This window comes from Thalassotalea sp. PLHSN55 (assembly GCF_052030545.1).
Classification (GTDB): Bacteria; Pseudomonadota; Gammaproteobacteria; order Enterobacterales; family Alteromonadaceae; genus CANMXU01.
This window is the reverse complement of sequence record NZ_JBPDIH010000007.1, coordinates 76,359-88,799: the sequence shown is the minus strand read 5'-3', so window position 1 is coordinate 88,799 and position 12,441 is coordinate 76,359. Positions and strand designations below refer to the sequence as shown.

Annotated in this window: 10 protein-coding genes; 6 read left to right on the top strand and 4 right to left on the bottom strand. The window is 38.5% G+C overall.

All coding sequences use genetic code 11. The features are described 5' to 3' along the window. Positions 1 to 38 precede the first annotated feature (38 nt). Positions 39 to 590, bottom strand: coding sequence for a DUF2058 domain-containing protein (locus ACRRSQ_RS14465; RefSeq protein WP_440876469.1), 552 nt, complete (start codon positions 588 to 590; stop codon positions 39 to 41). 268 nt (positions 591 to 858) lie between these two features. On the opposite strand from ACRRSQ_RS14465, the gene prsT reads away from it, so the two are divergent. After that, a complete protein-coding gene (gene prsT / locus ACRRSQ_RS14460; RefSeq protein WP_440876468.1) occupies positions 859 to 3,666 on the top strand; it encodes an XrtA/PEP-CTERM system TPR-repeat protein PrsT in 2,808 nt (935 codons plus the stop codon). Positions 3,667 to 3,960: 294 nt separating this feature from the next. Here prsT and ACRRSQ_RS14455 read toward each other — a convergent pair whose 3' ends face one another. Continuing rightward, positions 3,961 to 4,782, bottom strand: a complete 822-nt coding sequence (locus ACRRSQ_RS14455; protein ID WP_440876467.1) for a PEP-CTERM sorting domain-containing protein — start codon at positions 4,780 to 4,782, stop codon at positions 3,961 to 3,963. Between the two features lie 407 nt (positions 4,783 to 5,189). On the opposite strand from ACRRSQ_RS14455, the gene ACRRSQ_RS14450 reads away from it, so the two are divergent. From ACRRSQ_RS14450 to ACRRSQ_RS14440, 3 genes are all read left to right on the top strand, one after another. Then, entirely contained in the window at positions 5,190 to 7,571 is a 2,382-nt protein-coding gene (locus tag ACRRSQ_RS14450) for a penicillin acylase family protein (RefSeq protein WP_440876466.1), read from the top strand. A gap of 78 nt (positions 7,572 to 7,649) precedes the next feature. Next, the gene (locus ACRRSQ_RS14445; RefSeq protein ID WP_440876465.1) at positions 7,650 to 8,039 is read left to right on the top strand and encodes an MAPEG family protein; all 390 of its coding nucleotides are present in this window, start codon (positions 7,650 to 7,652) and stop codon (positions 8,037 to 8,039) included. A 277-nt stretch (positions 8,040 to 8,316) separates the two neighbouring features. Next, a complete protein-coding gene (locus tag ACRRSQ_RS14440) occupies positions 8,317 to 9,492 on the top strand; it encodes a chorismate mutase (protein ID WP_440876464.1) in 1,176 nt (391 codons plus the stop codon). A 61-nt stretch (positions 9,493 to 9,553) separates the two neighbouring features. Here the strand turns inward: ACRRSQ_RS14440 and ACRRSQ_RS14435 are convergent, their stop codons facing one another. Then, on the bottom strand, positions 9,554 to 9,955 hold the full coding sequence (locus ACRRSQ_RS14435) for a hypothetical protein (RefSeq protein ID WP_440876463.1): 402 nt from the start codon (positions 9,953 to 9,955) through the stop codon (positions 9,554 to 9,556). 375 nt (positions 9,956 to 10,330) lie between these two features. Between ACRRSQ_RS14435 and ACRRSQ_RS14430 the strand changes: the two genes are divergently transcribed. Both ACRRSQ_RS14430 and ACRRSQ_RS14425 read left to right on the top strand, forming a co-directional pair. Further along, positions 10,331 to 10,954: a hypothetical protein gene (locus ACRRSQ_RS14430; RefSeq protein WP_440876462.1), complete on the top strand. Its 624-nt coding sequence runs from the start codon at positions 10,331 to 10,333 to the stop codon at positions 10,952 to 10,954. 209 nt (positions 10,955 to 11,163) lie between these two features. Continuing rightward, positions 11,164 to 11,772, top strand: coding sequence for a hypothetical protein (locus tag ACRRSQ_RS14425; RefSeq protein ID WP_440876461.1), 609 nt, complete (start codon positions 11,164 to 11,166; stop codon positions 11,770 to 11,772). 120 nt (positions 11,773 to 11,892) lie between these two features. On the opposite strand, the gene ACRRSQ_RS14420 is transcribed toward ACRRSQ_RS14425, so the two are convergent. Continuing rightward, complete coding sequence (locus ACRRSQ_RS14420) at positions 11,893 to 12,384, bottom strand: TlpA family protein disulfide reductase (protein ID WP_440876460.1); 492 nt, start codon at positions 12,382 to 12,384, stop codon at positions 11,893 to 11,895. Positions 12,385 to 12,441 lie beyond the last annotated feature (57 nt).

The following is a 12,441-nucleotide window of genomic DNA, read 5'->3' as shown; positions in this document are numbered from 1 at the left end:
ATTTTAAAATATAGTTAACGTGGTGATTTAAACAATGGTTACCACATTAAATCGTCTGGAATTTGAAAATCTGCGTATGGGTCGTCTTCATCAACCTCTTCACTGACCACTTTTTCATTTTGCACTAATACGATACTCGGCTCTAATTCAGCTAATTTCGTTGAGGTTTCGGCAGTAACAATATAAGTAACATCGTCTTGACCACATAGCGCTAAACGACCATTAACAAGCGCTTTATGCGTGGTTTCATCAACAAATAACTTTTTGATTTTACTGCCAAAGGTATAGTTGTATTCTGTTTCACCATCAACATTTTTTAAATGATGATGTTTTAGAATTTGGGCAATACGGTGATGCTGCTCTTTTGCCGCTAACGCTTGTTTTTTCTGTTCGTTCAGCGCGTTATCTTTAGCCTGCTTTTCCGCTTGTGCTTTTGCTAAGTCTTGTTTAACTTTGTCTTGCAAACTCGTTTCAACTGCAGCGCCACTGCGCTTTTGTTTGTTCTTTTTACGTTTATCTGAATTCGCCTGACGCGCTTTTTGCTTGGTCGTTAACCCTGCTTTTAATAACTGATCTTGTAATGACGCCATTGTTTCGCCGTAATTTAATTAACAATGTGATTATTGTATCAAGAAATATTGGCCGACTAAAACAAAAAGCCGTCATTGAGGTTATCAACAAAGGCTTTATTTAGAGAAAAATGTGCCGAGCTTGTTGGCTAAATTACCGTTTCACGTCGAATTTCGCCAATGGACAGTCGCGTTATTTGTGATATTCGCTTATTATCTTGCTACTTATTTATTAAGTGCTTACTAAAATGCCAAGTTAACGATTAAAGGGTCAAAGGGAATGTTCAAATTGAATAAATGCACAGTATTATTGTCTTTTATCACACCACTAGTTTTCAGCGCGAATAGCTTGGCACTATCGAATCATGCCGAACATTACGAAAATGCACTACAAGCTTTTCACCAAAAAAATATTGATGACGCCTTTATTCATATTAAAAATGCACTCAAAAGCGACCCAGATAATCTACCCGCGAAACTATTGCTTGCTGAAATATTTATCGAACAAGGTGAATACGAATTAGCTGAGCAAGAGCTGCTTGACGCAAAACAGCAAAACGTAGATATCAATCTTATTATCAAACCCTTAGGCACAAGCCTATTGTTACAAACAAAATTTGAACAAGCGCTAACACTTGTTAAGCCCAACGAGCTTAATAACCAAGGAAAACGCGACTTTAACTTAATTAAAGCTAAGGCATATCAAGGCTTAGAGCAATTTGACCAAGCTGAACAAACTTATCATTTAATACTTTCTCAAACGCCTAATAATACTGAAGCGATGTTAGGGCTGGTGTCTGTTTATATTTACCTTGAAAATAGCCAGCAAGCGCAACACTTTCTTGAAAAAGCCGCGCCACTTGCTGCAGGCAACGCCAGGTTTTGGCGCTTAAAAGGCATTATGGCGACGCAGCTTAACCAAATTGAGCAAGCACTTGAGCACTTTAAACGCGCTGACAAATTAGCGCCGAATAATATCGCCAACTACCGTGGTATCGCCAATAGCTATGTCAGCTTAGGGAAATTCCCACAAGCGAATAATTATATCGATAAAATTTTAGCGATTTCGCCAAAAAATCCGCAAATTCAATTATTAAAAAGCAGTGTCTTAAACGAACTAGAACAAGCAGAAAACTCAAGTAAAGTATTAACGCAATTGACCAATCAACTGTCAGCGATAGATGAGTCATACCTGCATTCTCAGCCGCAATTATTGTTAATTGATGCAATGACCAGCTACCAGCAACAAAACTGGGAGCAAGCACGCATTAAGTTTCAAATATATCTTGAGCAAAAACCGCAAGACATGAATGCAACTATGCTATTAGCTGATGCTTATATGCAGCTAGAGCAACCGAGAAAAGCACTCACCTTGCTAAGCAATAACGAAACTCACGTACTGAGAAGTAAAGAAAACACCCTCGTACTGGCTGATTTATATTTACAGTTTAAACAAAATTTTAAAGCCGATTATGTTTTGTCAAAATTACGTAACCAGTACAAAGACGATGTCGACGTGCTGATACTTTCAGCACGCGTGATGGACAAAACCGCTAGAACCAATGAAGCGCTTGAGCTATTAGAGCAATCAGGGTTAACAGACAATGACCGCATTAATCATAGTTTGGCTATTCTTTATTATCAGTCTGGACAATTGCAAAAAAGTCTCGAAAAAACGACAAGTATTACCCACCAGTTTCCCGATAATATAAGCTATCAATTATTGCATGCACGCATATTAATAAGCTTGCAACAATATGCAGATGCTAAAGCGGTTATCACTGAGGTTTATCAAAAAAATCCTAATAACCCTAAAGCCAAAGCGAGCTTTGCCACTTTACAATTGAATTTAGGGGAAACAGATAAAGCGCACGATTTATTTAAAAGTTTGGCACAAGAGCAACCAAACAATGGTGAATATCAGTTGACCTTAGCGCAAATCGACTACCAATTAGGCAAAGTTGAACAGGCAATTTCTGCCCTAGAAACGCTCACCAAAAATACCGAAGTAAGAGCAGATGCGTTGCATCAATTAGGCCGAATTTACTTTCAAGAAAAACAGTTTGAACAAAGCCTGCTTGTGGTCAAGCAAACCTTAAAAGCCAATCGCCTAGATACCAATGCACTCACCTTAAAATATCAAAACTTGTTTGCCTTAGGTCAGATGAAAGACGCTAAGCATCAGCTATCTATCTTGCAAGGCTTGTGGAATGACAACCCTGAAAAATTACTGCAATTAAGTCGAATGCAAAGGCAAGTGAATGACTTAGCCGGTGCTGAAGAAAACTTAACCCGCGCTCAGAAATTATTACCGAACGCATTTGATATTAATATCGCCACCATAAAGCTAAAAACGCAGCTCGGTAAATACGGCGAAGCCAGTGCGCTTCTATCAGCGTTGAAAAAAACGAGTCACAAAAACCATCCTGCTTTACTCATTTTAGCAGGTGATATTGCCAGCGCTGAAAAAGAATTTGATGCCGCCTTTAGCTTATATCAAAAAGCCCTAACTAAAGACGACCGTAATACTGTGGCATTAATGAAGTTGAACAGTGTCAGTAACCTAGCGCCGAGAGTAACAAAGTTTACTCAGCTATTAACCGACCTCGTAAATAAATACCCAGATCGCGCTTTTCAACAGCATATGCTTGCTGACCACCTAATGCTGCAAAAAGATTATGTACAGGCTAAATTTCAATACCAGCAATTACTAACTAAAGATATTCCCACGCCTAAGCGAGCTTTAGCGTTAAATAATATGGCAAATATATACGTAGCCGAACAAGATTATGAAAGTGCTATTGAGTTTTCTAAAAACGCGCTAAGCATGCTACCTTCGCACCCTTCAATTATTGATACCCTAGGTTGGGCGCATACTCTATCAGGTGATAATAACCAAGGACTTACGTATTTACGACAAGCGTATACCATGGCATCGAGTAGCCCTGATATTCAATACCATATTGGCTATACATTGGCGAAGCTCAACCGCAAAGAAGAAGCGCAAAACATGCTAGAAAAAGTGGTCGCTTTACCTAATGAATTCCCTGAGCATGCACTTGCACAATCACTTTTAAGTCAACTAATGAGTGAATAAGCTGAAAGCGGAAAGCTTCAAGAGACAAGCGATAAGCTTCTAACTTGAAACTCTTAGCTTGTAGCTTATAACTTCTAACTTGTAGCTCTTATCTTGCAGCTTTGAACTTCTAGCTCTTATCTTGTAGCTCTTATCTTGCAGCTTGTTTCTTGCAGCTTGTTTCTTGCAGCTTCCAACTTGAAACTCTTATCTTGTAGTTTTTGACTTCCTGTTTTGAACTTTTTCAGCATAAAAAAACGCCGTACCAAAGTTGGCACGGCGTTATTTAATAATTTAACGTTTAGTTGTTATTATCTATTTTTGATTTCTGCGTTGTTGAACGCCAAAACCAATTAAGCCTAAAGCAAAGATAAATAAGGTCGAAGGCTCTGGAACACCAACAACTGGTTTCACTGACTTAGACACAATATTTAACTGATAGTCTTCAACTTCACCTTGGTACAAGTAGCCAGTTGGTAATAACTTACCACCGCCCCAATTTTCAATAGACTCTGAACATACCACACGAACTCGCATCCAAAAATCACCTGTAGTAGCGTCATCGGCAATGTTCAATGTTTTATAAAAAACGTCTGTAGTATCAGCACTATTATTCATACCTGTAGCACTATTTGATTGATTACTACTGGTGTCAAGGTTACCGTCAGCATCTATATTCTTATACCACTTCACGGTTTTTAACTTTTCATCTTTATCCCAAGAGTTGCTTTGATCCCAATCAACCCAAGCTCTTAGTGCATCGTATTCATGATTACCGTTAGTCGAGCGATTCATGGTAAATTTAAATTTAACTTTATCGCCTTGGGTAATAACATTATCTGATGAATAGCTACTCCATGTAGCACCGCCGTCAGAAGATGTTTTCCAAACAACACCGTCATCAGTGCCGTCGTCGTGACCAACAGAAGCCGCTGCGCCTGCTGATTCAGTATCCCAGCTATCACCTAACTGCTGCCATCTATTCGTATCATGACACGCTTGCCCATAATCGCTTGGCGCATCACCGTAATCTAAGCTATTACCTGATTTACTTGCACAGCTTGTCACGCTTGCTTGTGCAAACTGGGAAAAACCAACTAAGACACATGCTAATGCAATAATTTTACTTTTGTTCACAATATTCATTCCCTGCTACTACAACTACGACGATTCATACATATATCATGCCAATATCAACAACCTAAATTAAAAACAAACACATAAAAACTAAGGTATTGATTTTAAACTATAAAAAAAACAAAGCCTAGCATCAAACATTTAACACGTTAGACCCAATAATGCTTGTAAATTCAGTCAGTGTAAAAAAATCTGACATAAAAATCAGTATGAAAATTATTTGCTAAGTGGTTGAACTGTTACATATATTTTACATGTGAGTTATTCTAACAATCGATAGTAATATATCAACTACAATGCCGGTAAAATGTTTTAATAAGTCCACTTAAAAAATGAACTTGTTAGATGATTTTAAACTCATACCAAATCAGTTACCCTAGATTGACGCTTTTAACTATTGATAACTCATGCATAAATATAAAAATATCTTTTTTGGCTGCGCTTTTATTCTTATTTTTATCCTAATAACAGCAGTAACTTGGATTTACAGTCGTATTGATAGTGCCCTACCGATTATAGATGGCAAATTAACCATTTATGGCATCAATGAAAAAGTGATTGTTGAGCGTGATTTGCACGGCATAGCCACGATAAAAGCCAATACACGATTAGACATTGCCGTCGCAACTGGCTTTATTCACGCGCAAGAGCGATTTTTTCAAATGGATTTACTGAGAAGAAACTCAGCAGGAGAACTTTCAAGTTTATTTGGTAGCGCGGCACTTAATTATGACAAGTCAATACGCATACATCGCTTTCGCGACCGCGCACGTTTGATCACCAAGCAACTAACTGATGAACAGTTAGCAATTATTAAAGCTTATACCCAAGGGGTTAATCAAGGGCTGCACTCACTAAAATCGTCACCTTTTGAGTACTTACTATTGCAACAAGATCCTGTTGAGTGGCAAGAAGAAGATACTATTTTAACTGTGCTGAGCATGTATTTAGACTTACAACCTGCCGAGGGAAAGCGAGAGCGCAGCCTTGGCTTAATGAAAGCCGTATTTTCTGATGAGGTTTATCAATTCTTAAACCCTAAAGGAAGCCAGTGGGATGCCACAATTGACGGTACCACATTTCCTTCTTCGCCATTACCTACCGTGCCTTGGCCATCAGCTGGGACCAATAACAGTAATTTATCACATACTGCAAATATTGATTATAACAGTGAAAAATTTCCGGGTTCTAATAACTGGGCAGTGTCAGGAAAACTCAGTCATAACAACAGTGCTATCGTTGCTAATGATATGCACTTAGGTATACGAGTACCTAATACCTGGTTCCGCGCATCGTTTGAATACTTACAAGATAACAAGCCGGTTAAAGTTACCGGTGCTACGCTCCCTGGTACACCTAATATTATTGTTGGCAGTAACGGTGATATTTCATGGGGGTTTACCAATAGTTACGGCGATTGGAGTGATGTCATTGTATTAGAAACAAATGCGGATAAGAGCCAGTATTTAACGCCAAATGGCTTTAAAAATTTCAATAAGTATAAACAGCTTATCGCAATTAAAGGACAGCAACCAACTGAGTTTACCAGTTTAGAAACGCAGTGGGGACCTGTTATTGGTGAAAACCATTTAGGGCAATTACTTGCCTATCGCTGGGTCGCTCATGATAGTCAAGCGGTGAACTTAAATCAAATTGAACTTGAACTTGCCACGAGTGTTGATGACGCGTTTGTCGTGGCAGCTAAATCGGGCATGCCTGCGCAAAACCTAATGGTTGGCGATAAAGAGGGTAATATAGGTTGGACCATAATGGGGCCAATTCCAGTAAAAATAGGGCAAGTGGGCGAAACACCTGTGAGTTGGTCAACAGGTGAAAATGGCTGGCAAGGTTATTTATCGCCAGAAGAATACCCTCACGTGAAAAATCCGCAGCAACAACGACTATGGACGGCAAACTCTCGTGTTGTTGGCGGCGAAATGCTAAATAAAATCGGCAATGGCGGATATGCGCTTGGCGCTAGATCTCAACAAATACAACAGCGATTATTTGCAAAAGAGAAATTCTCCGAGCAAGACCTACTTGAAATTGCCTTAGACGATAATGCTAAATTTTTAACGCCATGGCATAAATTTTTACAAGACAAGGTACTCACGACTGAGCAGTTGGCTAATCATCCCCATTGGCAAGAAGTTAAACAGCAACTCACCGTAGAAAATCTTCAAGCAACAACTGATTCAGTGGCTTATCGCATTGTCAGAAATTTTAGAATTGCCTTACGGGATATATTATTTTCGCCATTAAACGAAAAGCTAACAGCATTAGATCAAGGTTTTAAATTTCACGCCTTACGCCATCAAATGGAAATACCTTTGTGGCAACTTGTTAACCAACAACCTGACAATTATTTATGGCAACAGCCTCAAGATTGGGACAGTCTTTTTGCTAAAGCACTAAATCAAACCATAGCAGATATGACCATAAACCAAGATTTATCAGCAGCAACGTGGGGCCAACAAAACACCACCAAAATTGCACACCCATTAAGCCAAGCGGTACCCTTTTTAGGTTACTGGTTAGACATGCCAGCAACGCCACTTTCAGGCGATAGTTATATGCCTAAAGTGCAAGGTGCAGATTTTGGCGCTTCACAACGTATGGTGGTGTCACCAGGAAATGAGGCTCAAGGTATTTTTCATATGCCAACAAGCCAAGCAGGTCACCCGTGGAGCCCTTATTACAAAAAAGGACACAGAGATTGGGAACAAGGCAATGCTTCGCCATTTTTACCTGGTGAAACCAAATACACATTACACTTGTTGGGTTACTAAAAAATTCGTCACCTATAAATTCATTAGCAATAAATTCATTAACAATGATTATCTAAATCAACAATAATAGGAAAAACTATGAGCGTACTAATTTGGTGTTTATTCATCGCATGCCTTTTACCCTTTCTTGCAAAGATCCCCGTTGCAATTGCAATGAACAAAGAAGGTGGCTACGACAATAACCACCCTAGAGCACAACAAGAAAAATTGCATGGCTTTGGCGCAAGAGCATTAGCTGCACATCAAAATGCATTTGAGTCGCTTATTATATTTGCGCCCGCTATTTTAATCGCAATATTTACCCATAACACAGGCTCAACCATACAAACCTTAGCGATGACTTATGTAGTAGCACGAGTGCTCTATAATCTTTTGTATTTAGCAAATATTGCATGGCTTAGAAGCCTAGTTTGGGCCTTTGGTTTGGGCGCATCTTTAGCGATAATTTATTTGTCGTTACCAGTTTAAGTAAGTCAATAAGTGAAAACTTGTTCTATACCCGCAATTTCAATATAAATTCACCAAAATCATTATAAGGAAGTGGTTGACACTATTGGGCTTAGACCGATACATTAACGTTATGAAAAATATCTTTGTTATCGCCTTTTTTAGCTTCTTTTTTTTCCTTAATTAATTAAGGGAGTTTTTGTCGCGATAACAATGATAAAAACCTCCCCTTCGGAGGTTTTTTTATATATAGCCTAAATGCACTACCAACTATTGAAACGAAGATAAGGATCACACGGTGGAAGAAACACTCGATTTAAATGAAATTAGAAAACAAATTACCGAGCTTGACCAACAACTGCTCGAGTTATTTGCTAAGCGCCGTGCCCTTACAACAAACGTTGCTAAAAGCAAGGTTCATCAAGTTCGCCCAATTAGAGATCAACAACGCGAGCAAGAGTTATTAGTTAGGCTGATCAAACAAGGTAAAGAGTTAGGTTTAGACGCGCATTACGTCACCAGTGTTTTTCAAACGATTATTGAAGATTCGGTGCTCAATCAGCAAGCGTACTTGCAGCAATTAACGAACCCTAATATTCAAATACCAACAGTTAGCGTGGCATTTTTAGGCGATAAAGGCTCTTACAGTTACCTTGCTAGCCACCGTTACTTTTCTCGTCGTGCTGAAAAAATTATTGAGTCGGGTTGTAAAAACTTTTCTGAAGTTATGCAGTTAGTTGAGTCAGGTCATGTCGACTACGGCATGCTACCCATTGAAAATACCAGCTCTGGCAGTATTAATGAAGTATATGACCTATTGCAGCATACTAACCTTTCGATTGTTGGTGAAATCACCCAACCGATAGAGCACTGTTTATTAACAGCGGTGAATAGCAAGTTAGAAAATATTAAAACAATTTATGCGCATGGCCAGCCATTTGCGCAATGCAGTAACTTTTTAGACAAGCAAAGTGGCATTCGCATTGAATATTGTGACAGCACTGCTGATGCAATGGCAAAAGTGTATGAATTACAAAGCGACAGCGTTGCTGTGATCGGTAGTGAAGAAGGCGGCAAGTTATATAAACTGCATGCGTTAGAAAAATCGATTGCCAATCAAACCGAAAATCATAGCCGATTTATTTTAGTTGCCCGTAAACCTGTTGATGTTGCTGAACAAATTCCAGCGAAAACTACCATTATTTTAGCGACCGGACAAAAGCCAGGTGCGCTAGTGGAATGTCTTGTTATTTTAAAAGAGAAAGGCATTAACATGTGCAAACTTGAGTCTCGCCCAATTCAAGGTCGTCCGTGGGAAGAAATGTTCTACATAGATGTAGAAGAAAACCTTAAAAGCTTTGTTTTACGCGATACTGTCGCACAACTTACTGAAATGACGAACTTCATTAAGGTATTAGGCTGTTACCCTATTGAGCATATTAGCCCAACGAGTGTACCAAGCACTGAGTTGTAATTTATCGAATAAATAATTCAACTGAAAAGCCAAAAGATAACTTTCTTTTGGCTTTTTTAATTTAAGCTGCCAATGGCGATTTTTGCGCACTTGCTGAAAACAAATACGCTAATATGACCACTGCAGATGAAGGTAATGCTGCGCCAAGCAATGAAGAATAAAGTTCAACACCTGTTAACACAGCCATAATGACAAAAACAGCGGTAGGTAAAAGTAACCAAAAAATATGATCGCGGGTCGAGATATTAAAACCTTTTTTCATAACCGCTAATAACAATACAGTAAATAACGTAGAGCTAATCGCCACCACCGTATTGGCATAATAATACTGAATAAACTCAGGCGATAAGTTAAGTACATTAAGCACAGGAAAATTCATCCCCAGCGCCATAATCCAAACAAACGAGGCTGATAAAATACAGCCAAAATTAAAAGACCACATCTTTTTATTGACGACAAACATTTGCGTTAATCCTTGTTGTTATTATCATTATTTTTATAATTTTGATTTAACGACTGCAGACAAAAAGTTAATTTCTCTTACTTTTGACGCGTTAAATGACTCTTTTTATTGTGTACATTTTTTATTCAAACCAGTTAGTTATACCGAGTGATCAAATATTAGTCAACGCGAACTATTGCCATTTAGCTTCAAATTCAAGAATCAGACTCTTGAACCACACTTCCACTCCCTTTTTACACACCAAGCTATTAGTAGCAAATTAACGTTTAGTTGCTTAACTTGAGTAACGCTTTAATCATCTGAATAAGGTTCTTAAGCTCAACAAATTGCGGTATGATCGGTGTTTGCTTATTTATCTTCAATTAGGAACTTTTCTTGAACAAACTTGCCCCTTTTGCCTTCGGTCTTTTATTAATACTTAGCGGTGCGTTATGGTTTTTAGCCGATGGCTCATTAAATAGCTTTATCAAATCAAAAATCGTTGTTGTTGGCGAGCAGTTAACCGAACAAACGATTAGTGTTGACCTAGTTGATATTCAAACGACACAAGGTAAAGGCGAAGTTACAAACTTCACGATATTGCCTAACGCGCAATCAGCTAACGATGCAATTTTTACTGCTAGCACTATCTCTTTTACTGTCGCCTTAGAAAGCTTAGAAACATCACCTATGGTGATAACTGAGGTCGTTGTTGATCAAGCCAAACTTGCTATTACCGAGAACCACAAAACTGAAGTAACTAACTTAATTGCTACGATGAAAGAAAATGTTCAAGAAATCGCATCACAGTTAAACGCAGCTGAACACCAAGTTGAACCTTATGTGCAGATAAAACGCATTGTATTAACCAATGCTAAAACAGGGCAAATAGATGTTAAACAACTCACATTAGAGCCAATAGTGGACGAGCAAGGGCAGTCGATGAGCTTAGCATTTGCTAATATTTTAGAGCAGAGCTTAGTTGCACTAAACAATTATGAAGTAATACCAGAAAAATAATGTCTGGTAAGAACCGGCTTTAAGCGTTGATATATTTAATAAAACTAACTACATTGTATATTAACGCACTTATGCTTATTGGCAGTTAAATAGTAGCGAGCATTAGCGCTCAAACTAATTAAGTAAAATAACAAAAATACAGCCAGTACAGCGTAACTTTTTAAGCATGAATTACATACTATAAAAGCAAAAAACTAAGGGACACTTCTATGAACTTTTTCAATAAAATAAAACGCCATGGTGTTTATATATTCGCGTGCGTTTGTTTGCCGTTAAGCGTTGCTCAAGTTCAAGCTGTCGAAATTACGCCTTATGTCGGCCAAATGTTTAGTTCTGATCTTCGTGATGGTACAAGTGACACTGACTTGGCAGTAGACTCTGCCACCAGTATAGGTTTAGGTATTGCGTGGCAAGATACCCCTAGAGGACAAGGACAAGTACTGATTAATTACGTAAGCCATGACTTTGAAAACCTTGCCGGCGATCAAGAGCATAGCCTTGATATTATTTACGCACATTTCAATGGTATTGCCCAATTTAAACAACAAAATTACGTCACAACATTTTCGATTGGTTTAGGTGGTGCATATATGGATAGTGATCTAGCCGACGATATTTACCCATCTGCAACAATTGCGATTGGTACACGCTACGAGTTTTCCAATAACATGGCCTTGGTAACCGAGCTAAGAACTTATGCGACTTTGGTTGACGAAGACGAACAGCTGTTTTGTGCAAATGATAGCTGCGCAGCGCAGTTTGATGAGGCACTTTGGTACGATACCTCAATTTCTATCGGTATCGCTTATCGCTTTTAGCTATTCCTTGCAGCTTCTAACTTCTTTCTTTTAGCTATTATCTTGCAGCTTCTAACTTTTAGCTTTTAGCTTTTATCTTGCAGCTTCTAGCTTTTAGCTACTCCTTGCAGCTTCTAGCTTCTAGCTTCTAGCTGCAGCTTTAAGCATTGCATTAATGTCTTTAATATAACTTTCTGCCGTATATTCAACAATGCGTCCAATTTCTCGGCCAGATCTTGTAACAACAAATGTTGGCGTAAATTTCACCTTATTAGTTTGCGCGATATTGTGTGGGTCCAGTTTATTGTAGTTTAAGCCTATCAACCGATAACTTACCTGAGGATTAGCGTTCATTAGCGCTAAAAATTTAGGCACCTCTCGGACGCTGTCATGACACCAAGTACCAAAAAACACATCAATATGTAAATCTTCTGGCCAAGATTTTACCGATGATTCATTTAATTGAAGTTTTTGATAACGCTGATAGGGTTTCGCAAAATTATTGTAATTAGCGAGTAATTCATTGGCAGTTGTTTCGCCAACCAACATTTTAGGTGCTGATTGGCTTGAGCATGCAGCAATAGCAAAGCTAAGAATGACAGTGATTATTAAGAAATAAGGTTTGAAATACATATAGTCTCCATTAGAGGCTAGGGGCTGTTGATTTTTCGTGTTTATTTTTGCTGCAGT

Excerpts from the sequence above, each read along its gene's own strand:
- ACRRSQ_RS14465 (WP_440876469.1), bottom strand. The coding sequence starts at position 590 with ATGGCGTCATTACAAGATCAGTTATTAAAAGCAGGGTTAACGACCAAG.
- ACRRSQ_RS14450 (WP_440876466.1), top strand. The coding sequence starts at position 5,190 with ATGCATAAATATAAAAATATCTTTTTTGGCTGCGCTTTTATTCTTATT.
- ACRRSQ_RS14445 (WP_440876465.1), top strand. The coding sequence starts at position 7,650 with ATGAGCGTACTAATTTGGTGTTTATTCATCGCATGCCTTTTACCCTTT.
- ACRRSQ_RS14435 (WP_440876463.1), bottom strand. The coding sequence starts at position 9,955 with ATGTTTGTCGTCAATAAAAAGATGTGGTCTTTTAATTTTGGCTGTATT.
- ACRRSQ_RS14425 (WP_440876461.1), top strand. The coding sequence starts at position 11,164 with ATGAACTTTTTCAATAAAATAAAACGCCATGGTGTTTATATATTCGCG.
- ACRRSQ_RS14420 (WP_440876460.1), bottom strand. The coding sequence starts at position 12,384 with ATGTATTTCAAACCTTATTTCTTAATAATCACTGTCATTCTTAGCTTT.